Below are 24,243 nucleotides of genomic sequence, written 5' to 3'. Positions count from 1 at the left end.
CCGCACCCGTTACCCGACGATGACCTGCTGCCCCGGATCGATCTCGCCCGGATGGCTCGCGAGATTCCGGTTGAGTTGCAGGATCTCGTTGAGCGCGACATTGATCCGCTGACCGTCCGACATCCGCTGCTGTTCGTCGGCCGGCACGTGTGCCGCGGCAAGCAACGTTCCTTCGTGACGCTCCGCGATCGTCCACAATGAATCGCCGGGCGCCACGTTCACCGTCAGCGGTGCCTGGCTTGGTGAACTCGACGGAGGAGCCGGTTGCGATGGCGTGGTCGACGGCTGCGACGCCGATGCCGACGGGGTCGCGGACGCACTCGTCTGGACCGGCGCCGGCGTCGTGCCCGGCGACGGCGCGAACGATGCGCCCGGCGCCGGCGTGCCGGCGTTCGAACCCGGCGGTTTCGGCGACGAACCCGGCGGCTTGTGCTTGTCGTCCGCGGTCGCCGACGTGTACAGGCTGATCCCCTGCATGATCCCGAAGATCGCCACCGGTGCCAGCGCGACGCCGGTCGGCAAGCGCTCCATCCACGGCGTCGCATTCGGGAAATGCGAATGCAGCCGCCCGGCGCCGAGCAGCGCGCCGGACATCGCGGTCAGCGTGCCGGTCATCGGATCCACCGTCAGCGCGGTATGGATGCCGGTGATGATGCCGACCGCCGATGTGAGGTAATCGCCGGTCGCGCTCGCGATGCGTGCCAGTTGACTGCGATTCTCGGCGTTCACCCCGCGCAGGCTACCCTTGTAGACGATGCCCGTGTAGACGGCGCTGAGCGCGCCGCCGATCGCCTGTCCACCGGCCAGCCAATCGCCGTGCATGACCGCCCTGGACGCATTCATCGTGATCGAACCGCCGTAACCGCCCAGTGCCAGCACGCGGCCGACGCGGCCGATCGAATGGCGCGGGCTGCCGTGGTGCAGCAGCTTCAGCGAGGTTCCGCCGACCACGCCCTGCATCTGCGCGAGCATGTCGGCGGCGACGGCCTTCGTATGCGCGACGGTATCGTCGAACGACAGCATCCCGTCGTCGTTCAGCGCGCGAAGCTGTGCGGCCATCGCCTTGCCTTCGTGCGCGATCTGCTCGAGCTGCGTGCCGCGTGCGGTCACGTCGAAACCGTTCGCCTTCAGTTGCGCCTGCAGCCCGCGCACGAGCCGGTCGACGACGCGGTCGAACACGCGCGGATCGCCGTTCTTCAGGCTCGCGACCGCGCCGTGATGCAGCGCCTGGAACACGCGCCCGACCCGCAGCCCCGCATACAGCGAGTTCGTCGCGGTGCGCACCGACTCCCGGCCGACCGCGACGAGCACGCCCGCACCTGCACCGCCGGTCATGGTGGCCGCCGCGATGTCGCCGGCGACCCGCTTGCGTGACGGAGGCGGCGCGTTGTCGCCGATCGGTTCGTCGTGCACGCGCAGCGCATGCAGTTCCGCCTGCGCGCGCTTCCCGGCGGGAATGTCGACCTGGGCGAGTTGCGCGGCCTCGCGGCGGCTCGCGCCGATCGGCTTGGTGCCGTCGTTGAGCAGCGCCGGGTCGCGCACGACCGCACGCCAGTAGTCGAGCGGATCGGCGGCGGACGGCCGGTTGCCGGTGGTCACGCGCGCCGGCACGCTGGCGCCGTGGTCGGTCAGCCAGCGTCCGCCGAACGTGCGGGCGCCCTTGTCGGTCTTGGTGCGCGGCTTGTTCCCGTCGGCTTCCCACAGTGTCGTCGCATGCTCGATCGTCGCCTTGCGCGCCTGGTTCAGCCAGACGGTCGTGTTGCCTTCGTAGATCTTCTGGCGCAACGCCGCCAGTTCGGCCGGCGTCATTCCATCCGCCGCGCCGATGCGCTCGACCTCCGCGAACAGCAGCTGATGCTGGTTCGCGAGCGTCTGCCGGTCGACGCGCTCGAACACGCGCGTCAGCGCATCGGCACCGTGCAGACGATCGATGATCTCCGGCCGGTTACGGTTCTCGACGATCAGCTTCGCGAGTGCGCCGGTCAGATCCTGGTTGCCGATGAAGTCGTTGCCGTGCGTGCCGTACGACAGCCCCATGTGGACCCATTCGAGCCCCTTGCGCTCGAGCACCGCGCGCAACAGCTTCGCGTGGCCGCCGCCCGGCACCGATTCCGGCACCGCATCCCAGCCGTGGAACGTGATCATCACGTTCGGCGCGACCGTGCCGGGATGCGCGTTCGACCAGCGTTCGAGCGCGGTCATCACGCGCACGTAGTCGTGATACGTGTCGTTGGTGCCGGACTGGAACCGGTAGTCGTTGCCGGACACGAGCGCGCGCGACGGCGCGGTCTCGAGCCGGATCGCGAAGCCGGTGCGCGCGGCCTCGTCGAGCCAGCGATGCAGATGTGCGAGATCGTCGAGCGCGAGTGCGGTCCCGTCCGAGCCCGGTGCCGGATGGATCATCCCGTTCTCGCCGTCGAACACGGCGCGCTTCTGGTCGCCGAGCGCATCCACCGCGCGCAGGAAGTCCGGATCGTGCGCCTTGCCGAGAGCCGCCGCGAGCGAATGCGGATCGATCACGAGCGTGACGACGGGCATCACGCCGCCGTAGCGCTCGACGAGCGCGCCCATCAACGCGGGATCGTCGCGCAGCGAGAACGAACGCGCCATCGGCACCATGCGATCCTGCAACGCATCGCTCGAGCGCGTGAAGATCTGCCGGATCCGCTTGTCGGCGACGGTTGCCGCGCCGAGATTGCGCGTGCGCGCGCGCAGTTTGCCCGGCACCGGCAGGAAGCGCGACGCCGACGTCGACACGTCGCGCGCGACGTACAGCTTGTTGCCCAGCGTGCGCCACATGCCCACGTCGACCATCACGGCATCCGGCTCGCCCTTCAACACCAGGTTCACGCCGCCGGGGCGCTGCGCCTGCTTGTTGTATGCGTCGATCTGCTCGTGCGTCGCGAAATACTGCTCGGGCTTCGCCGCGCCGTTGCGCAAACTGAACTCGACGACGGTGGCTGACGACAGGCCCGGCTGATATGGCTCGATCGACAACGGCGCGGGCGCCGCGCCATTGCTGCGCAGGCGCCGCAAGTCGCCGAGCACCTCGTTGTACGCGTGCTGCGTGCGCGCCGCGAGTGCGCGGAATGGCGCCGAATGCCGGCCGCGCGCCTCCGCATCCTTCCATTGATCGCGCAGCGCCTTCGCACGCGCCTCGAGCGCGGCGACGCGCGTCGGCCGCGCGCTGTTCAGGAAATCGTGCGGCGACAGTTGCGTGAGCAGGAAATGCACATCCGCGCCGAAGCGATCGCTGCCGATCGGCATTTCGTCGAGCGGCAGGCCGGCATGATTCTGGTTGCCGACCTGCGGGAGCTTGTCGAACCACCGCATCTTGCCGTTGCGCTCCGCAATCACGCCGAGCGGGTTGCCGAGCGCTTCGGCCACCGCCCCGTCGGTCCGGAACACGTAGATCACGTGACGGCCGCCGTCCAGCGCGCCGTTGCGAATCGCGGTCAACAGATGCGGCACGCTGTTGCCGCTGAAGTCGACCGCGTTGAGCGCGGACTTGTCGGACGGCAACAGATGCGGGTCGACCGGCGGCAACTGCGCGGCGTTCGCGTCGTCGCCCTGCTCCGCGCGCGCCAGCGGCCGGCGCACGGGCACGATCGACTGGAACAGGTCGCCGGCCGAACGGATCGGCTTCTTCTCGACGGCCGGCGCTTCCTTCGCCGGCCGGAACCCGCCGATGCGCTCGACGGTCGCGGGCGTCACGTCGCTCACGACGAAGCGGATCCCGCGGCGCGGCGACCGGCCGACCGGAATGCCGCCGCGGCGGCGACGCCGGAATACCGTGCGCAGCGCCTGCTCGGGAATCTCGGTATCGCCGAGCGGCGCCTTCTCGAAGTACTTCCACACGTGGTTCGTGTCGCGCTCCGCGTGGCCGAGCACCTTGCCGGTCTCGTCGTCGACCACATGAATCCAGCGGTGCTCGCCGGAAACCGCGCGCACGGCCTGGCGCGGCCGCTTGAAGACCGGCGCGTCCTGCAGCTTCGACACGTCCGCCGCGAGCGTCTTGTCGATGGCCTGGCCCGACGTCGTGACCGACCACGACGTCTTGCCGTCCGGCGTCTCGATCTTCGACGGGCCGCCGAAGTGCACCAGCTCGTCGTGCGAGACGGGCGACACGTAGAAGTCGAGCTTGCCACGCGCGCGTCGGCCGCTGTTGTCGCTTCGCTCCAGCGCCTTGTTCAGCGTGTGCGGCACGCGCTTGCCGTTCAGCATCCGCACCGGGCCGAGCGCGCCGTTGGCGTCCGTCTCGAGCACCGCGACGAACGTCGGTGCCCCGTGCGGGCCGGCGCCCGCCGGCGGCGTCGCATGCGCGGCGATCAGCACATGTGCATTTGGGCCGATCTGGCGCGCCAGACCGTCGAGCGTCGCCGCATGCCGGCCATCGACTCGCGTAAGCGTGCGGCGGCCGAGGGTGTCGAGCCAGGCGGCGGCGCGCGTCTGCTGTTCGGTCTCGACCGTGGTGGCATGCGATGGTGCGGCGGGCGCGCCCGGATGACTCGAAACGGTGGCCGGCGTCGTCGCACCGGACGGATCGCCGGACGCGCTCGCGAGGCGGCCCGTCGGCCCTGCCGGGCCGATCATCGGCCAGATCGGGGTGCCGTCGACCGCGCCGGCCGCGCGCGTGCCGCCGGCATGCACCGCCGCATAACCCTCGGGCAGGCCCGAATGATCGACGGCGGCAAGCCGGTACGACGCGTCGCCGGTCGTCGCGTCGCGGGTTCGCACGACGTACATGTCGACGCCTGCCGGCTTGAACAACGTGCCGCCGTCGGGCGTGACGATGCGCAGCGCGCTCGCCGGGTCGTGGCCGAGCGCGGACAGCAGCACAACGTCGGTCGGTGCGGCGGCCTCGACCGCAGCCAGGTTCGCGGCGGCGCTGGCCGCGACGCGTTCCGCCGCCGTCAAGTCGCCGTGCGCGAATGCGGTGTCGTCCGGCAACGCCTCGGCCGGCACGTATGCGTGATTGCTCGGCCCGGTATTGGCCGCATCCAGCGCCTGCCCCAGCGCATCGTGCGCGATCGTCCGCACGCCCTCCGGCAACGCGCGCGGTGCATCGGTCACGGCTTGGCCGGGCGCGTGCGCTGCCGCTGCCGGCGCGTCGGGCACCGTGCCGCTGAACCGGAACCAGCCTTCCTCCGGGTCGAGCGCGGCAAAATCCGTGCCGCTGCCGAGCACGGTGCTGCCGTCGCGCGTCACGAACTCGACGCGCAGGTTCGTCAGGCCGGCCGCGTCGAACGCCTGCATCACATCGTCGATCACGCGGGTCGGTTCGGCATCGTCGAGAAAGCCGCTCGGCCAGTGCTGCGACACGGTGCCGCCGGGTTGCGTCACGCGCGCGGCGTCACCGATCACGCCCGGCCGCTCGGCGAGCGCACCGCGGAACGCATGATCGAGCGTGACCGATTCGAACGTATCGTCCGGAATTGCGCTGAAATCGTAGTCGGGATCGGCGAATGTCGGATCGGACACGCGTGGCACGGTCGGGCGTGCGGGCCGATCGCCGAGCGGCTGCGCCGCCGTTCGGGCAGCCGTGGGCGAAGGTTCCGCGCCGGCTGCCGCGGGCAATGCCGGGCGGCCTGCGCGCGCGGGATCGCCGACGAAGCGCTGCATCGGCAGCCGATCCTTGTCGACCTGCCCGGTCAGGCGCGTGCCGTGCACGGTGGTCGAGCCGTCGCGTTCGACGAGCAGGATGTCCGGCGGCGCCCAGACCGACGTCGGCCGCCCGGTGAGTTCCGACAAGCGCTGCGCAAGCGCTGCCGCGAAGGTGGTGCTCGCGGCCCGCACCTGACCCGGCGCGACCCGCAATGGATCGTGCTTGCTGGATCCACCGAAGCAGGAATACAGCGTCACGTCCTGCCCCGGTTCGAGTACCGGCGCGACGCGCCCGGCGACCTCGTCCGGTGTCAACGGCCGTCCGTCCGGGCCGAGCATCGCATCGGCCGAGATTCCGTGACCGAACACCACGTGATGGCCCGGCGGCGACATCAGCCCGCGCGCGCCGATCGAATGGAGCGGGTCGTCGGCCGGCATCAGCAGCGTGTCGGCCGGACGCAGGAACTCCGGATGCTGCGTCGCGTCGATGCCGGTCACGTCGTCGAATCCCGGCTGCATCACCGAATGGCCGTGGATCGTCGTGGTGAGCACGCCGCCGTTGGCGATCGTGCGGTCCGTATAGACGCGGCTGGTCTTCGGATAGATTTTCTGCGTCTTCCCCGACAGGCCGTCGTCGGCCTCCGACTCGGCGGCCTGCTCCGCGCGGGCCGCCCATTCGTCGGCCGTGAAGATCTGCCCCGGCCCGACCTCGACGAGCGGAACCGGCACGTAGACCGGCGGCTCGTTCGCGTCCGGTTCGGCCGAGAGACGAGGATGCGGATGCGTCGGCCCGCCTGGCGTCGCGCCGGGGCGCGCGGCGTCGCCGGTCTCGCCCGCGTTGCCGCGCCGTCCGCTGTCCGCATCCGGATCGATTCGCGCGTCGACGGGACGCACCGGTTCGACCGGCGCATCGTTGCGCGCCGTCGCGCCCGGCACCGGCTCGCCGCGCCGCGCGAACACCAGCGGCGGCTGGCTCGCGTCGGGCGTCTCGGGGATATGCAGGTAGAGCCGCGTCGACACGTCGGGATCGTTTGCCGGCACGACGATGTCGTCGCTGTTCGGGTGCAGTTCAAGCGCACCGGTGCCGCGCACCGAGTTGGATGCGATCGACGCGATCACCGGCACCTGCAGCTCGTATGCGAGCTCCTGCGCGAACGGATAGTCGCCGGAGCCGAGATAGCAGCCCGTCAGCAGCACGCCGTTGCCTTCCGTATAGGCGGGGTCCTCGAGCATCCTGCGCGCGAATTCGCGCGGTGAAATCGTGGTGCCGTCCTGCGTGACCGCGATCGAGCTGTCCCACCTCACGTTGTTCGGCTTCGTGCCGTGCGATTCGACGATGTCGAAGCCCGACACCTTGAGGAACTGCCGCGCGGTTGCATGGCCGAGCAGGTTCACGACGTTCGATCCCGGCACCGGCCGCAGTTCCAGCGGATTGACGCGGACCGGCTGCGCGCGCCCGGGCGAGAACTTGCCGTTCACGTCCGGTTCGATCTGGAAGCGCGCGAGCCGACGGTTCGGGTTGGGGATCGCGCGCTGCCATCCGGCCGCATCGGAGTCGCCCAGCCGCCCGAATACCGGCGCCTGGATCAGGTCCGCGAATTCCTGCAGCAGCTCGGGATCGGCGCCGCTGTGCGGCCCCTCCAGCGCGATCGGCGTGCCCGGCGTATAACCTTTCCACGCCAGTTCCTCCAGCGCGTAGGTCATTTCGAGCGCGCTCGCCGAGCGGCCGCTGCGCGGATTGATGATCGACCCGCGGTTCGTCAGCACGCGCCACACGTAGACGCCGAGCGGCACGCGCGCGTCGCCCGACGCAGCGCCGCCGCCCCAGCGATTCGACACCGGACGCGGTGCCACCGTGCTCCAGTCGACCGCATGCGCGCCCTGGTCGATGACCGCCAGCGCCGGCGAGAAACGGTAGGTGCGCGGCCCATACTGCACCGAACGGTCGGGCTTGCCCGCGAAACTCGGCGCATCGGGCTCGATCACGATGCCGGCCGCGTAACCCGAGTCGGGGCTGCCGTCGACGCGGCTGCGCGGCGAGCGCCATGCGACGAAGCCGCTCGCGCCGTAGACGTCCACGCCCAGCACGTTGGCGAGCAGTTGCGCGAGCGGGCTCACCCGCGTGCCCGCGCCGCATGCATAGAGAATCACCGGCGATTTGCCGTCCCAGCCGCTCTGGCGCACCATCTCTGCCAGATCTTCCGCGCTCATCGGCTTGCCGGTCGCGCTCGCGAACGCATCGGTCCACGCATGCGCGTACACGGCGAAGTAGCCGGGCGGCACCGGCATCAACGGCCGCTCACCCGGCGGCAACTGGTTCTCGGGCTGCGCGGGATGGTTCGAATAGATCGCGAGATCGGCCTCGCGGCGCGGATAGGCGCCCCATTGCGTCTCGTGCATGCCCGGCAGCGCGTTGATCACGTCGACGCGCCGCCCGTCCTCGCTGCGGATCAGCGGCTTCGCCGGATCGAACCCGCGCGGGTACATCACGCGCAGCGTGCGATCGTACATCGGGTTCATCGACAGCGACAGCCGCTTGCCGGTGTCGTCGAGCCCGACGTGTCCCACCACCGCTCCGGGCAGCACCTTGCCGTCGGCGGCAAGCGCCGTTTGATCGACCAGCGCGACCTGATAGCGGCCGGCCGCCACGCCGCTGCGGGCGACCATCATCGCATCGTGGTAAGACGCGTAGCGCGTGACGCCGATCGTACCGTCTTCGGCGGATGCCGCTGCGGCGAGTTTCGCCGGATCTTTACCCGCCGCCGCGCGCCGCTCGTCGGCATTGGCCGCGCGGATGTCGTCCGACAGGTTGCCCCTTTCGGTCGCGGGCAGGCCGTCGTCGCGAGGATTGCGCACGTTGCCTTCGCCGTCTTCCAGCGCGTACACGTAGTATTCGACGTCTTCGAGACGGTTGCCGCTCTCGAGGATCGACCCGACCACGCTGCTCAGGATCTCGCGATCGGCTGCCACCTGCGCGGGAATGTCCCACGACGCCGGGTGCCCCGCCGCCGCAGCGGACGCCGCTGCCGGCGTCGCGCCATCGCCGGCCGACGCGTCCGCCACGGCCGGGGTCGCGTCGCCGTCAATCCCTTCGGCATCGGGCGCGAGCCGCAGCACGATCGCGTCGCCTTCGTCCGGCGTGCCCTGCGCGCGGCGCGCACGCAGCCACGCGGCGAATCGCGACCGCAGCCCTGCGTCGGCGGGCGGCACCGGCTCACCGTCGTCGGCCGGTTCGCCGAAACTGGCCGCCTGTTCCTCCGCGTGCTGCCAGGGATTGCCGATCTCGCCGACGGCGAGACGCTGGTTCGCCAGCCCGTTGCCATACAACGACTCGACGACGTTGACCGCGACCGGCCGCGGCATCGTCGACGGTGCGGGCGTCTTCGTGATCGCTCGAATCGGCCGCTCCATCAGCGTGTGCGAGCCGAGTCCCATCTGCGCGACGCCAATGCCGAGGTTCAGCAGTTGCTGCGCGCGATCGGAATCGGACATCGCGTCCCAGTTCTTGACCAGCGACACGCCCTGGTCCGCCATCTGGTAGCCGCCGATCAAGCCGCCCGTGGTATTGAATACGCCGGCCGTGCGCCCCGTCGTCTGCGCGAGCGACTGGAACGCGTCGGCTTCCTGCGTGAAGCGGCCGAGGCCGGCCACGTCGGCCGCGACGCCGTCGCCGCGCGATGCGACGGTCAGCAGGTCGGAGACCTGCCCCGTCGTGCGCAGCAGCGACGATGCCTCGGCGAGCGACTTCGCTGCCACGCCGAGCCCGCCGCCCGCGATGCCCGCGCCGCTGCCGATCAGGCTGATCCAGTCGCCGCGCGCCTGTGCGTTGCCGAAGCCGATCGACTGGCCGTGATCGCTCAGGTTCTTCAGGTCGCCGATCGCGGCAGGCACGCCGACGGCCATGCCCGCGCCGACGGCAGTCCACGCGGCGCCGAGCATCAGGCCGCCGACCGGCGCCCCGATGCCGCTCGCGACCAGCACGACGCCCCCGGCCGCGGCAAGAATGCCGGCGCCCATTTCGAGGATGTGTTCGGCGTGCTGGTACCACTCCGTCTTGTGCGCGTCGATCGGTTCGTATTGCGAGAACCCGCCCGACGCCGAACCGTTCGTCAGGCTTTTCGGCACGTACAGTTTGCCGTCGTCGGACAGCGCATTGTTGTGCTGGTAGTCGTCGACCGTGTCGTACTTCCAGCCGCGGTCGTCGATCAGCTTGTACTGGTCCGGATGCCCCGCCACCTGCACCTTGAAGAGCGCGCTCGGCGCGGTACCGGTCCCCTTCGACACGTAGTAGATCGGCACCAGCGACACGACCGCGTGGTCGCCGCCGACCTTGCGGATCTGGTCGACGACGTTCTGGATCATCTGCGTCGCGGCCGAATTCTTCGCGTAAAGCGACTGGCTGTTGACGTTCGTTCCGTTCGACAATTGCCCGTTGCTGACGATCAACTGTTCGAGCAGCGCCATCGACGGCACGTCGTTCCGGTCGGTCGGCGTCGCGCCCGGATCGTCAGGCTGGATCCCGAGGCCCGCGCCGACGAAGTTCGTCATCTGGTCGGAGCCGGTGGTGAACGTATAGGCCTTGTCGTCGAAGTGCTTCTGGAAGTCGCCGAAATACGCGCTGAGCTGCTTGTCCGGATCGGTCTGGAACAGCTTGTAGCTGGCGTTGGCGGCATCCTTGTTCTGCTTGTCCTGCGCATGCTGGGTGCCCTGGTCGTAACGCAGCTGGAAGTCGTTCGCGAATCCCGCGCGGAACCGGTCGTCGTTCTGCATCCTCGACAGCAGCGCCTTCGACAATGCCGGATCGACACCCGACGACAGCGCCTGCCGCACGCTGTCGAACCCGTAGCCGGTGTCGCTGCCGCGCAGCGTGTAGATCATCGTCTTCGCGCTGCCGTTGGCGTCGAGCAGCCAGCTCGCGACATCGTCCTCGCGATGCACGGGCTCGCCGCTCGCGGTCGGCTGCTGGTCGGCGAGCCCGACGGCCGTGCTGAGCCCTTTGTAGAACTCGATGCCGTCGCCGTAGGGCTGCGGCGTGCCGGTGTTCGACTGCGTCCACTTGTTGCCGAAATCCTTCTCGACGGTGTCGAGCACGACGCCCGCGAATTCGGGCGGCGCATTGGCGAGGATGTCCTGCATCCATTTGCCGGCCTTGTCGGCATTCATCCGGCCGTCGTAACGCGCCTGCATGCTGGCCTGGTCCGTCGCTTTCGGATCGGGCTTCTGCATCAGCGGATCGATCTGCGAATGGATGAAGCTCGCGTTGAAATGCGGTTGACCGGCCTGCGTCCACAGCGTCTGGCGTTCGTCCAGCGAGAACGACGCGTTCATGTTGGTCTTCAGCACCTGAAGCGCCGCGCCCGGATTGCTGCCCGGATTCGCCATCAGTTGCGCGACCTGCTGCTTCGTGTACTGCAGCCGCACTTCGGGCGCGGCCGCAAGCAGCATCTGGATCTTCTGATAGCCGGGATTGTCCTTGCCCGCCTTGATCTGCGCCTGCGCCTGCGCCATGACGTACGCGAACACGCCGCCTGCCTGGTCGATCTGTGCGTTCAGGGCGTTCGCGGCCGCATCGCTCATCCCGTCCGTACTGACCGGAATGCCCGTCATCTTGACGAACGCCTCGGCGAGCGGGTTCTGCTGGGCAAGCAGCTTCTCCTGCGTCGACAGCTTCGGGTCGCTCGGATCGACGCTCACGCCGGTGTCCTGCATCAGCGCGAACGTGACCGGGTCGGACTGCGCGAGCTGTTTCATCTGCGGCGACAGCGACGGATCGTCGGGATTGATGGTCGCGATCGTGCGCTTGAGCTGGCTTTCCTCGCCCAGCGCGTCGACGAGGCCGGTGTACCACATGCCGTCGTGATTCTGCTTCATCGACGCGACGACCTGCTTCTGCTCGTCGGCCGTCACGTAGGTCAGCGCGGTGTCGTCGCCGTCCGTCACGACCTTGTCGTACTGGCTCTGGGCCTGCGACAACTCCTGGGTGATGTCGGCCTCGTCGGCGCGGCGCAATCCGCCCGGCTCCTTCTGCCATGCCGCGTAGTCGGCCTTCGCGTCGTTCAGGCGCAGCGTCGCGGCCGACGTGCTGTATTCGTGGCGCAGCGCGCTGGTGAGCGCCGCGTATGCGTCGTTGGCGTTCGTGTCAGCGGTCGTGGCCGCCTGGCGCAGTTGCGCACCGGTGTCGGGATCGGCGCGCCGGATGCCGCCAGGCAACGCGTTGTACTGCTGCAGGTCGGCGTTCGCGGCCTGGTCCTTCTGCATCGCCATCGCGTACTGGAACGCCTTCACGTTGGTCGTCCGCTCGGGCACGGACTCGGCCGACACCGCCTTTTGCGCATCGTCGAGCACCGAGCCGAGCACCGGATCGTTCGGCGACGCATTGCGCAGATCCGATGCCACACCCGCGATCGCCTTGTTCGTGTCGCCGCCGCCCTCCGCGGCAACGCGCATCTGGTTTTCGACGGCCGCCTGCACCGCGCCCCACGCGGCTTCGGCCTTCTTCACCTGGTTGTCGAGGTCGGCCTGCGACGCGCCCTGGTCGTGCAGCCGCTTGAGCGTCGCCATTTCGGCCTGCGCGAGCTGCAGCAGGCGCTGCGTCTCGGCTTGCGCGGCCGCGAGGGCCTGCTGTTCCGGCGTCTGCGCCGGCGGGTTGCTGCCGGCGCCGTTCTTCGGTGCCGGATCGTCGTCGTTCTGCGGCTGCGGCACGTTCACCGGGCCGTCCCCGCCCACAGCCATCAACACCATGTCCGTTCTCCCGCGGCATGCGCGACGAGCCGGCACAGCGGCAGGCAGGCCACGCGCAATGGTCCATTGTGCCGAACGCGCGCGCGTGAAAAAGTCGTGCATTACGTAGTCGCGGGCCGGCGCGCGACGGCCCGGGACGACGCCTGCTACGAACGCAATGAACGCGACGCGGCAATGAGGCCGTGGTAGCCGCGAGCGGAAAATCTTGCCGGATGTCGCGCGCGAGATCGGCAATACATGCCGGCATCGACCGGCAACATACGGCGTCGTGCGATGCATCATCTCCGGGGCGAAATCCGGCGCCAGCGCCCGAATCCACGACATGCACGCCGAATCGCCCCGGTCTTGCCGAATGTCGAATCGTTCGTCACACGCGATGGTTTCATTTCGCGCCGATTCGATCGAAGCACCCTGCATCCGAGCGCCGCGATTCCACGCGATTTTGCAGAGGACCTTTCCTGTGCAGCGCCTTAATCGACGGTCGCGCGATCTCCAATAATTGCCGCTCGATCCGTCGGCCCGCGCGCCGACGCGACCCACCGGCGATCGGGCCGGAGACCAACGATAAAAAATCCTATGCATTCCTATAAAACCATCCAGCCCGCCCGCGCGCGCGTTGCCGCGCCGCATGCCGTTCGACGCCGTCGTACCGGCGCGCGTGCCGCGACCGTGATCGCGGCAAGCGCGGCCGGCCTGGTTCCGTACGTCGCGCACGCGCAGAGCAACGTGGTGCTGTACGGCCTGATCGACACGTCGATCACCTACGCGACCAACCAGCGAACACATGGCGCCGGCTCGCCGGGCAGCGGCAGCGTCGCGCTGACGAGCGGCGCGTTGAACGCATCGCGCTGGGGGCTGCGCGGCCGCGAGGATCTCGGCGGCGGGATGGCGGCGGTCTTCACGCTCGAGAATGGCTTCTCGGGCACGAACGGCAAGCTGTCGCAGAAAGGCGTCGACATGTTCGGCCGTCAGGCGTGGCTCGGCGTGAGCTCGCGTACGGCCGGCACGCTCACGTTCGGCCGCCAGTACGACCTGATCCTCGATTTCGTGACCCCGCTCGGCGCGTCGGGCCCCGGCTGGGGCGGCAACCTCGCGGTGCATCCGTACGACAACGACGACTCGAACCGCAACCTGCGCATCAATCACGCGGTGAAGTACACGAGCCCGACGTATCGCGGGCTCACGTTCGGCGCGATGTACGGATTCTCGAACACGGCCGGCGCGTTCTCGAACAACGCCGTGTGGAGTGCGGGGCTCGGCTATGCGAACGGACCGCTGAAGCTTGGCGCCGGTTACCTGAAGATCAGCCGCGACCGCAATGCGCCGAATCCGGACGGCGCGCTGAGCACGGTCGACGGCTCGGCGACGATCACGGGCGGCAACCAGCAGATCTGGGCCGTGGCCGGCCGCTATGCGTTCGGCCCGCATTCGGTCGGCGTCGCGTGGTCGCACTCGGCCACCGACGGCGTGAGCGGCGTGCTCCAGGGCAGCGGCATCACGCCGCTGAAGGGCGAATCGCTCGTCTTCGACAACTTCACGGTCGATGGTCGCTACTTCGTCACGCCGGCGTTCAGCGTGGGCGCCGCGTACACGTACACGATGGGCCGTTTCGACTCGCACACCGGCCAGACGCGCCCGAAATGGAACCACGTGGTCACGCAGGCCGACTACGCGTTCTCGAAACGCACGGACGCGTATCTCGAAGCCGTCTATCAAAGCGTGAGCGGCGGCAACGGCAATCCCGCGTTCAACGCGACCGTCTGGACGATGACGCCGTCAGCCAACAGCAACCAGCTGGTGGTCGCGCTCGGGTTGCGGCACAAGTTCTGACGCCCCCGCGATGCGTGACACGCGCGCACCGGCATCGCGCATCACGTATCGCCGCGCATGCCGGGTTGCAGCGCAAGCAAGAATGCGTCCCGCGTCGTTTCCGCGCGAAAAATGCGGAGAAACTGGTCACGCCGTGACATTTTTCCTAATCTGGTTGCAGCGGCGCCGTGCTTCGGCGTTCCGGCCGAGACAATCTTTCATATGGCGCATCGCCGGCTTACGAAAGCGCATCGCGCACGCAAGCCGGCACTTTCGTGCCGTCTCTCCGGATGTGTGACGCGGCAGTTCGTGCGCACCACGCTTTCCTCGCAGTCAACCGCAGGAGACGCACGATGAGCAAAACGAACCGATTTGCGATCATGGCAGCCGTTGCGCTGCTGGCCGGTTGTCACCACGCGGCGAAAACGCCCGAGAATGCCGAGATGGCGCCCGCGCCATCGAGCGAAGCGGTCGCCACGGTGGCGGCCGACGATCTGAACAATCCGAACAGCCCGCTTGCGAAGCGCAGCGTCTACTTCGATTTCGACCAGTACTCCGTGAAGCCGGAATACCAGACGCTGCTGCAGGCGCACGCCGACTACCTGCGCAGCCACCCGTCGCGCCGCGTGCTGATCCAGGGCAACACCGACGAACGCGGGACGTCCGAATACAACCTCGCGCTCGGCCAGCGCCGGTCGCAAGCCGTGATGAGCGCGCTGGAGACGCTGGGCGTGCAGGCGTCGCAACTCGAAGCGGTCAGCCTCGGCAAGGAAAAGCCGGTCGCGCTCGGCCACGACGAGGATTCGTGGGCGCAGAACCGCCGCGCCGATCTCGTCTATCGTTGACCGGATGCATTCCGGCTGCGCGTCATGGGTCGTCCACGATGCCGCGAATCTGCGGGGCGCGCGGCGCCACCGGCAGCATGCGCGCGTATCGCGCTCCGTGTCGCCATGTGCCGATACGCAAAAAGCATGGAATAAACCGCCCGCCGGAAACGTTTCGTCATCGCGCGTCCGATGGTTCTCGCGAACCGCCGTGGCGCGCGGCCTTCTCGGCGCAAGGAGAATGAAATGAATTCGGCAAGACTGGCCGCGATGCTGCTCGCGGCGCTGATGCTCGTGCTGTCGGGCGGATGCACGTCGTCGGGTGGCGGCGTATCGCAAGGCTCCGGCATGAGCCGTTATGGCGGCGCGGGCGGCAGCGGAAGCGGAGGTGGCGGAGGGAGCGGCTACTGAAGCACCGCCGGAAAGTTCGAACGGGGCGCCGCGCGCGAGCGCAGCCGGAAACCGGCGGCCTCGTGCGTGACGTCCCGCTTCGTCGCGCGGCTTACCGACGCATCGCCTTCACGTCGGCCGGCGTGACGCTCGCCGGCTGGCCGCCCCACGTCGCGCGCAGGTAGTTCGCGAGCTGGGCGAGTTCGTCGTCGCTCAGCGTGTGCGCGAAACCCGGCATCGGCTGGAGGTTCTCGAAGCCGGCAAACTTCTGCTCGTCGATGCCGTCGAGCATCGCGACCAGCAGGTTGCGCGCATCGCCCTGACGCAGCGTCGAATTGCCGTTCATCGGCACCGCCACGTGCGGCTTGCCTTCGCCGTTGAAACCGTGACAGCCCGCACACACCGCGAGATACACCGAGCGGCCGGCCGCGAGTTGCGCGGCATCGGCCGATACCGGCTTGACCGGCTGCGGAGCCGGCGGCGTATCGCCGAGCAAATAGACGGACAGCGCGCGCAGATCGTCCTTCGTCATGTATTGCGTGCTCAGGTGCACGACCGGATACATTTCGCCGAACGCCGAGCCTTGCGGCGCGATGCCGACGCCGAAGAACGTCTGCAGGTCGGTTCCGGTCCAGCCGCGCGCGGCGAGGCCTGCGGGCGTGATGTCCGGCGCGGCCACGCGGCCGAGCGCGGCGCCCGCGAACGGCTTCGCGCCGTCGAGCTGCCCCGTGAACGCACGCGGCGTGTGGCATTCCGCGCAGTGGCCGAGCGCGCCCGCCAGATAGCGGCCGCGCTGCCAGTCGGCGGACTGGCCGGTCGATGCATCGGGCAGGCTGTCCTTCAGGAACGCCATGTCCCAGAACACCATGCCGAAGCGCAGGTTGTACGGGAACTTGAGTTCGTGCGCGCGGTTTTCCTGCGCGACCGGCTTCACCGTCTTCAGGTACGCGTACATCGCGTCGGTATCGGCGCGCGTGAGCTGCCGGTACGACGTGTACGGCATCGACGGGTACAGCCGCTTGCCCGGCGCCTTGCCGTCGTGCAGCGCGGCGTAGAAGTCGTCCGCGCTCCAGTTGCCGATCCCGTGCGCCTTGTCGGGCGTGATGTTGGAGCCGTAGAACGTGCCGAACGGCGATTCGAGCGGCGCGCCGCCTGCGAACGGCGCACCGTCCTTCGCGGTGTGGCATGCCGCGCAGTCGGCGGCCTTCACGAGATAGCGGCCGCGCGCGACCTGGTCGGCGCCGGGTGCGCCGGATGCCGCGCTCGCTACCGGCGCGTCATGGCCGCCGCAGGCGGCGAGCAGCAGCGCGCAGGCAGCCGCGAGCGCGGGCGCGCGCACGGCGCGGGCGGCACGATGGGCGAATGTGCGTGTCATGCGGCGTCCTTCACGAGTCCAGGCGTCGTGAGGATCACGTCCTTCACGGCCTGGTAGTAGCGGACGTAACCGGTGCAGCGGCAGATGTGCGCGTTCAGCGCGTCGGTAATCGTGCGTTCGACGTCGGCCTTCGCGACCGGCTCGCGCTTCAGGCGCTCGATCAGCACCGTCGCCGCATTGACGAAGCCCGGCGTGCAGTAGCCGCACTGGAAGCTGAAGTGCTCGAGAAACTTCTGCTGGATCGGCGACAGCTCGACCACTTCGCCGGCTTCGTTGCGCTTCGCATGGCCTTCGATCGTGCGGATCGAACGGCCGTGGAAGAAGTGCGCGCCGGTGATGCAGGTGCGCATTTCCTCGCTCGTGCCGTCCGGCTTGTCGACGATCACGACGCACGCGTGACAGATGCCCTGCCCGCAGCCGAGGCGCGAACCGGTGAGGCCCGCGTATTCGTGCAGGAACTCGATCATCATCAGCCCTTCGGGCACCTGCATCGGGCCGACGGACTTGCCGTTGATGTTCACCGACAGCGGCTTCTGCTGGAAGCGGACGAGCGGACGCTCGACGGCCGCCGGCGCGGCAGCGGGCGCCGCGGATGCTGATGCCGGTGCGGCCGACGCCGCGTTCGGTGCGGATGCGCCGGTCGCGGCAGCGCTTGCGGCCGACGCGGCGGTTTGGGCGGTCGTCATGCGAGCACCTCCTGGATCTTTTGCGGGGTCACCGGCAAGTCGGTGAAACGATGGCCGATCGCGTGCGCGATGCCGTTCACAATCGCGCCGACGACGGGGATCATCACCACCTCGGCGACGCCCTTCGGCGGATCGGTCTCGGACAGCGGCGGCAGGATGTCGCCCGTCTGCGACCACACGGCGACGTCGGTCGCGCGCGGCAGCTGGTAGCGGTTGAAGTTCCACGTGCCGTTGCCCGGCCCGTCTTCGTAAAGCGGCAGATACTCGTGCAGCGCATGGCCGATGCCCATCGCGAGGCCGCCCTGCAACTGGCCCGACACGAGCTGCGGCGAGATCTGGTTGCCGCACTCCATGATCGAGTGATGCGTGAGCAGCTCGACCTTGCCGGTCGCTTCATGCACGGCCAGCTCGACGAGCGTGCCGACCGCCGTGTAGTACGTGACGGCCGCGTTGTTGCGGCTCGTCGGCGGGATGAACACGCGCTTGCGGTCCAGCACGCGATAGCCGTTCGCGGTCGGCGCAAGCGTGCCGTGCATCGAGGTCGCGCCGGCCGGTGCGGCCGTGCCCGCCATCGGACCGGCTTCGCCCGTCTTCGGCGTGCCGACCCGCAGCGACAGCCCGTCGATCGGCAGACGATCGACCACGCCGCCCACCTCGAACTCGGCGTCGGTCCATTGCCAGCGATTGAACACGTGCACGACGGCGCCGGTCGGCAGGCCGAGCGCATGCGCCTGCTTCGCGAGCTGCTCGAACGTCAGCGGTTCGAGGCCGTCGGCGGTCAGCTTGCCGTCGACCCAGCGCGCGTCCTCGATGCGGATCGTGTACGGCGCGGCCTGGCCGCCGCCGAGGCCGCGCGTCCAGATCGACATCGCGGCCGGCCACAGTCCGTAGCGGAACACGGCGCGCGCGGCTTCGCGCGTGCTGTGCGTGAAGTAATACGCGGAATTCGTCGCGCTCGACGGCGACGCATAGCCCGGCGACCAGCGCGGATTCGCGCTCAGCCGGTCTTGCTCCGCTTGCGACATCAGATAGGGATCGCCGCTCGTCTCGACCGGCAGGTCGGGCCATTCGGTCACGGCGACGCGCACGTCGGTCGCCGGGCGGCCGAGCCATTTCGCGACCGCGACGGCCTGCGACGTCGACATCCCGGTGCCGATCTCGGCAGCCGTGTGATGCAGCGACACCTTGCCGTTCTCGTCGAATTCGACCTTCGCGAACGATGCCTCGGCACCCGTGCCGAAATCCTTCTGCACGCACGCGAAACCGACGCCATAGCGCTTGCCGGGGTTCGCCGCCTCGAATTCGGCCTTGCGCGCCGCACGGCGCGTCCACAGCGGATGCTGCCTCGCGCGCTCCAGCACTTCGTCGACGCGCAGCGCGCCGGCGGGAATCGCGCCCTGCGTGTTCTTCATCCCCGAACGCAGCGCGTTGCGCAGGCGGAACTCGATCGGATCGAGGTTCAGTTGCGCGGCGATCTCGTCGACCGCCATCTCGGTCGCGGCCATGCTCTGCAGCGTGCCGTAGCCGCGCGCGGAACCGGCGTCGATCGCGCGCGATGCGATCGCGACCGCCGCGAGGTCGCTTTTCGGAAAGTAGTAGATCGATTGCGCGGCCGTCGCGCCGACCATCGCCACCGACGGCGAAAAGTTCGAGCGCCCGCCGCCATTCGCCTCGAAGTCGCCCTTGAACGACTGCAGTAGGCCCGTGTTGCGATCGACCGCGATCCGGTAATGCATCTTGAACGCGTGACGCTTCAGCGACGTCTGGAACTGCTCGTAGCGGTCGTTCGCGAACCGCACCGGACGGCCGTCCGCGTACAGCGCACACACGAGGCCGTAGAACGGCACGTTGCAGTGATCCTTCGAACCGTAGCCCACCGTATAGCACGGATGCACGAACAGTTTCTTCACCGGGAAGCGGCATTTCGCGACCATCGCGGCCGCATTCTCCGCCACCTCGAGCGGAGACTGGGTCGGCACGACGAGGTGCATCGACTGCGTCGCGGTGTCGTACCAGCAGTTCGCGTTGTCGGGTTCGAGCGCGGCCGTATCGACCGACTGCGTGCTGTACTCGCGGTCGAACACGAGCCAGTCGGCCGACGGACGATCGAGCTCGGCGGCGATCTGGCCGGCCAGGAACATCCCCTGTTCGTCGAGCTTGCCGTGTTCCTTGCCGTCAGGCCAGACCGGCAGGTGCTTGCGCATCATGCTCGGGAAGATCGGCGCATCCTTCAGGCTCGAATAGACATCGTCGTCGTACGCCGTCTTGCCGCCCACCCGCACGTAGCGGAACGTGCCCCACGGATCGCGCTCGAGCGGGCCCGTGATTGCGCCGTAGCGGATCACGTCGTCGCGGAACTTGAGTGCGTTCTTCGCGAAGCGAAAGCGCGCGAAGTCGTGATAGATGAGAATCGCGACCGCATGGCCGAGATACGCGGGCGTCTTGCCGGCGGGCAACAGCATGTCGTCGCCGTAGAACGCCGGGAACGCGACGCCGTCGCGTGCGAGATCGTCGGCCGTGACCACGCGGTCCGGCTTCAGTTCGTCGCCGAGCAGCGACAGGTCGAAACCTTCGTAGACACGATCGGCCTGCGTGACGCGCAGGATCAGCGCGTGCGATTGCTGCTGCGGCCAGTGCGGCATGTCGGCTGCGCGCACGTCGCGGGCGAACACTTTCGAGCCCGTGACCTTCGCGATGCCGTCGATGCGGAATTGGGGGATGCCGGTGACGCTATCCCATTTGACGGGGGTAAGGAGTTTTTCTTCGAAGAGCGCCGCGAACGCGCGACTGCCGATGGGCGCGACATACACCGCGACACCCGCCAGCACGCTGGCTTTCAGAAAACCCCGCCGTGACAGGCCGTGGTTTTTCATGTGGGAGAACCTCCTGATGCGGCTCGGACGGCGATCGGGTGTCGCGGCGTTCGGAGCGGCGCGCATTCTGGCATTGTTTTGGATATATCGCCTATAGTATTTCTCGCATGAAATACTTATTGAATTTCTTATAACGGGATTCAGACGGGCCGAGGCGCCCGGTTGCGGGTGACCGCATGTGCGCGCTCCCGCCGGTGTCGCGTCGGGTGAATCGATCGCCTCGGGCCGTTCACGCGCGATGCGCGACGCATGCATGACGCGCGCCAAAAACGACGCGCGAGCAACTGCCCGACATCGCTCCGTCAGCAACGATTTCCGCACCGGCGTCGGCGAATGCGCAACGCGCACGCCGGCATGACTTGCGACGACTCGTCGACGCCCCGCACGGCACGCGCGGCCGGCGTTTCATGGTAATGTCGTGCGCATCCGGCTCGCCGTTCTCCCGCCACGTGCCGTGCGGAAGCGGTCGGCAATGCGTCGCATCGTGTCGAGGTCAAAATAGCCATGGCAGTCAAGGCAAGCCTCCTGAACGCCGTTCTCGCCACTCCCCCTTCCGGCAATCACCATGTGACGGCCGCGCTGCGTCCTTCGATGCTCGTCACGCTGTTCGAGGACGTGCGCCCGATGGCGCTGTCCGGCCTCGCCAGCGCATTCGTCGCGGCAATCGCGCTGATCCGGCTGCATCAACTCTGGTGTTTCGTGTGGCTCGTCGTCGACGTCGGCCTGCTCGTCGCGCGACTCGCGATCGCACGTGCGTATGCAGTACATCGTGCCGCCGGCGACGATCGCGCCGAATACTGGGCGCTGCGCTATGCGCCCGTGTCGCTCGCCGCGTGCTTCGTGCTCGGCCTCGGCGTGATGGGCTGCGTCGAGGCGCCCGACGCCGAACTCGGCACGCTGTCGGTGATGGTCGCGGGCGGCGTATTCGGCGGGATCGCGTCGCGCAATTCGGCGCTGCCGCGGCTCGCGATGACGCAGGTCACGCTCGGTGTCCTGCCGATCGGCCTCGGCGCGATGCTGGTCGAGCGGCCCGGCGCATGGCTGCTGCTGCCGCCGCTCGCGATCTATCTCGCGGCCATGCGCACGGTCGTGCAGCGTCATTACCGCGTGCTGGTCGCGCTGATCGCCGCGCGTCAGCGCAACGCCGAGCTCGTCGCGCGCTTCGACGCCGCCCTCACCTACATGCCACACGGTCTGTGCATGATCGACGGCGAGAGCCGCGTGATTGTCGCGAACCGCCGCACCGCGCAGTTGTTCGGCTCGCCGCGCGAGATCATGCTCGACACGCCGCTACCCGACGTCGTCGCGGCGCTCGGCGCAAACGCGGTGGCCGATGGCGACGGCGCGGGTCTCGCCGCGCAATGCGACGTCTGGCTGAACCATGACGAACCGGTGCCGCTCGACATCACGCTGGCCGACGGCCGGCAGCTGGAACTGACGCGCCATCGCGTGCCGGACGGCAACGCGGTCGTCATCGTCGAGGACGTCACCACGCGCCGCCGCGCCGAGCAGCATATCCGGCACCTCGCGCGACACGATGCGCTCACCGGATTGCCGAACCGCCACGAGCTGCATGCGCAACTCAAGCGGATGCTCGCGCACCGGCCGCGCCTGCCGGGCGCCACGCTCGCCGTCATGTATCTCGATCTCGACGGCTTCAAGGCGATCAACGACCGGTTCGGCCACCAGGCCGGCGATGAAGTGCTCACGCAGGTCGCCGAGCGGCTCGGCAAGACGCTGCCGGCCGGCGAACTGGTGGCCCGGATCGGCGGCGACGAATTCGTCGTCGCGCTCGACGCGACCACGATGCACGCCTGCTCGCTGCTTGCCGCGCGGATCATCCGGCAGATCTCGGCGCCGTACACGCTGTCGATCGGCCAGACCGTCAGCTTCGGGATCAGCATCGGCATCGCGCTCGACGACGGGCACGGCTCCCCCGACGAACTGATCCGCCAGGCCGACAGCGCGCTGTACGACGCGAAGTCGGCCGGCAAGGGGATCTACCGCTTCTATTCGGCCGGAAGCAGCCGCGTCGCACCCGCGACGACGAACTGAGCGCGCGCGTTCGTCGACGTCGGCGGGCTTCGCGCTTGCACGCGTATCCGTTCGCTGCCCTCGATTCATTCCCGCAACGCTTTGCGTCGCTTCGCTGCATGCATGCGCGCGCGTGTTCCGCCGCGCTCGCGCGTGTCACGTGACGTGTTCCGTAACATCGACCCGCGCCGCGCGTCACGTTCGCCGCAGAAGCCCGCACGATCGGTGCGGCGCGGGGAATTTCGAGGCTGGCACCCTTATTGCTCCTTGACTGGAAAACAGGATGTCAGGGAGCCCACACATGAATACCGTCGAAGTCCTCAGCCGTGCGCAAGCGAGCGATCAACTGGATGTGATCGACGGCGCGTCGCTGATCCGGCGGCTCGTTTCCGAGCGCCGCGTGCCCGCCGCGCGTGAAGCCGCGTGCGTCGACAATCCGCCGCTGACGCTGTACGGCGCGTATCGCCAGGGCGTCGCCGACCATGCGGCGCGACGTGCGAATCCGTATCGCGCCGGCAGCCGTTTCTGGGCGCTGTGGGAAGAAGGCCGTATCGAAGCTGAAACCGCCGGTCGCTGAAGCCATCGTCCGCGCCGGCCCCGTGGCGACAAGGGGCCGCCGCGCAATGCCGCATGCGCACTCGCTCGCGCGACGGCATGCGTTTCAGCGTTGAAACATCGCGCGAGGCCGCCCGGGTCGCGACATGTCGCCGGATCGCGCACGGGCCGATCGACGGCGCGTTGCGTGGCCCGCGCCGCGCGGCCGTCGTTTCCCGATAAGATGGCGGATTCCGTTCATTGAACGATGCCGCCATGACCGCCTCCTCGTCCCACCGAAATCCCATCCACTGCGAAATCGATCTCGATGCGCAAGGCAAGCATGCGGGCTACCTGCGCTTGCCGCATTCCGTACATCGCTCCGCCTACGGCTGGCTGCCGATCCCGATCGCATCGATCCGCAACGGCGACGGGCCGGTCGCGCTCGTGATGGCCGGCAACCACGGCGACGAATACGAAGGCCAGATCATCGTGTCGCAACTGATGCGCGAGATCGATCCGGAGATGGTCAGCGGGCAGCTGATCCTGCTGCCGATGGCGAATTTCCCCGCGGCCGATGCGGGCTTGCGTGTGTCGCCGCTCGATGAGGGCAACCTGAACCGCAGCTTCCCCGGCGACCCGGCCGGCACGCCGACGCAGATGATCGCGCATTACATCGAGCATGTTCTGCTGTCGCGCGCGCAGTATCTGGTCGACCTGCATTCGGGCGGCAGCTCGTTGCTGTACCAGGGCGGCAACATGCTCGCGATCGACCCGCTCGACGACGACGAGGCCACGAAGCTCCACGGGCTGCTGGTCGCGTTCGGGCTGCCGAACGCGCTGCTGCACGCGCCGAACCCCGTGCACTCGGCATCGGCCGCGCGCCGGCAGGGGGCGATCTCGATCGTGACCGAGCTCGGCGGTGCGGGCATGGCCGATCCGGCGCTGATCCGGCTCGGCCGCCACGGGCTGCTGCACTACCTCGGCTACATCGGCCTGCTGCGCGGCGCGCTCGTGCCCGACGCACCGCCGACCGTCACGCGCTTCCTGCGCGTCGACGGCGATCGTCACTTCGTCTACGCGTACGACCGCGGGCTCTACGAGCCGCTCGTCGAACTCGGCGACCAGGTGAAAGCGGGCCAGCCGGCCGCGTGGGTGCACTTCCCCGATACGCCGCTGCGCGAGCCCGTGCTGCACCGCTTCAACGGCGACGGCGAAGTGGTGTGCAAGCGCGTGCCCGCACAGGTGCGGCGCGGCGATTGCCTGTTTCAGCTGGCGGAGGCGTCGACGCCGCCGCGCGTTCGCCGATAGGCCGAGTGACTCCCCGTATCTTTTCCGTGCAGCCTGCCGAGGATGGCGGACTGCATGCGCGC

General features: G+C 68.7%; 10 protein-coding genes. 6 read left to right on the top strand and 4 right to left on the bottom strand.

The genetic code is table 11. From position 1 onward, the window contains the following. Nucleotides 1-9: 9 nt before the first annotated feature. Nucleotides 10-12,345 carry an LWXIA domain-containing protein gene (locus tag HW466_RS02445; protein ID WP_174905380.1) on the bottom strand — a complete coding sequence of 4,112 codons (12,336 nt, stop codon included), beginning with the start codon at nt 12,343-12,345 and terminating at the stop codon, nt 10-12. Nucleotides 12,346-12,921: 576 nt separating this feature from the next. Between HW466_RS02445 and HW466_RS02440 the strand changes: the two genes are divergently transcribed. From HW466_RS02440 to HW466_RS02430, 3 genes are all read left to right on the top strand, one after another. Continuing rightward, nucleotides 12,922-14,175, top strand: coding sequence for a porin (locus tag HW466_RS02440; protein ID WP_151005970.1), 1,254 nt, complete (start codon nt 12,922-12,924; stop codon nt 14,173-14,175). Nucleotides 14,176-14,507: 332 nt separating this feature from the next. Then, nucleotides 14,508-14,999 (top strand): peptidoglycan-associated lipoprotein Pal, encoded by a 492-nt coding sequence (gene pal / locus HW466_RS02435; protein ID WP_059800426.1) that lies wholly within the window; start codon nt 14,508-14,510, stop codon nt 14,997-14,999. A 225-nt stretch (nt 15,000-15,224) separates the two neighbouring features. Continuing rightward, entirely contained in the window at nt 15,225-15,389 is a 165-nt protein-coding gene (locus HW466_RS02430) for a hypothetical protein (RefSeq protein WP_167357964.1), read from the top strand. Nucleotides 15,390-15,480: 91 nt separating this feature from the next. Here HW466_RS02430 and HW466_RS02425 read toward each other — a convergent pair whose 3' ends face one another. The 3 genes from HW466_RS02425 to HW466_RS02415 are packed head-to-tail and all read right to left on the bottom strand — an operon-like array spanning nt 15,481 to nt 20,302. Then, nucleotides 15,481-16,743, bottom strand: coding sequence for a cytochrome c (locus tag HW466_RS02425; protein ID WP_174905379.1), 1,263 nt, complete (start codon nt 16,741-16,743; stop codon nt 15,481-15,483). After that, nucleotides 16,740-17,429 (bottom strand): (2Fe-2S)-binding protein, encoded by a 690-nt coding sequence (locus HW466_RS02420; protein WP_059800430.1) that lies wholly within the window; start codon nt 17,427-17,429, stop codon nt 16,740-16,742. Before HW466_RS02420 ends, HW466_RS02425 begins: the two co-directional genes overlap by 4 nt. Next, nucleotides 17,426-20,302, bottom strand: coding sequence for a xanthine dehydrogenase family protein molybdopterin-binding subunit (locus HW466_RS02415; RefSeq protein WP_151005440.1), 2,877 nt, complete (start codon nt 20,300-20,302; stop codon nt 17,426-17,428). The genes HW466_RS02420 and HW466_RS02415 overlap by 4 nt, the downstream gene beginning before the upstream one ends. Before the next feature lie 504 nt (nt 20,303-20,806). Here HW466_RS02415 and HW466_RS02410 point away from each other — a divergent pair. From HW466_RS02410 to HW466_RS02400, 3 genes are all read left to right on the top strand, one after another. Beyond that, a complete protein-coding gene (locus HW466_RS02410) occupies nt 20,807-22,357 on the top strand; it encodes a sensor domain-containing diguanylate cyclase (protein WP_060257418.1) in 1,551 nt (516 codons plus the stop codon). A 280-nt stretch (nt 22,358-22,637) separates the two neighbouring features. Then, nucleotides 22,638-22,913: a hypothetical protein gene (locus HW466_RS02405; RefSeq protein ID WP_059507442.1), complete on the top strand. Its 276-nt coding sequence runs from the start codon at nt 22,638-22,640 to the stop codon at nt 22,911-22,913. Between the two features lie 233 nt (nt 22,914-23,146). Further along, the gene (locus tag HW466_RS02400; protein WP_151005442.1) at nt 23,147-24,181 is read left to right on the top strand and encodes a succinylglutamate desuccinylase/aspartoacylase family protein; all 1,035 of its coding nucleotides are present in this window, start codon (nt 23,147-23,149) and stop codon (nt 24,179-24,181) included. Nucleotides 24,182-24,243 lie beyond the last annotated feature (62 nt).

This window comes from Burkholderia territorii, assembly GCF_902833055.1.
GTDB lineage: Bacteria > Pseudomonadota > Gammaproteobacteria > Burkholderiales > Burkholderiaceae > Burkholderia > Burkholderia territorii.
The sequence above is the reverse complement of the archived record's forward strand: the minus strand, read 5'-3'. Positions and strand labels throughout refer to the sequence as shown.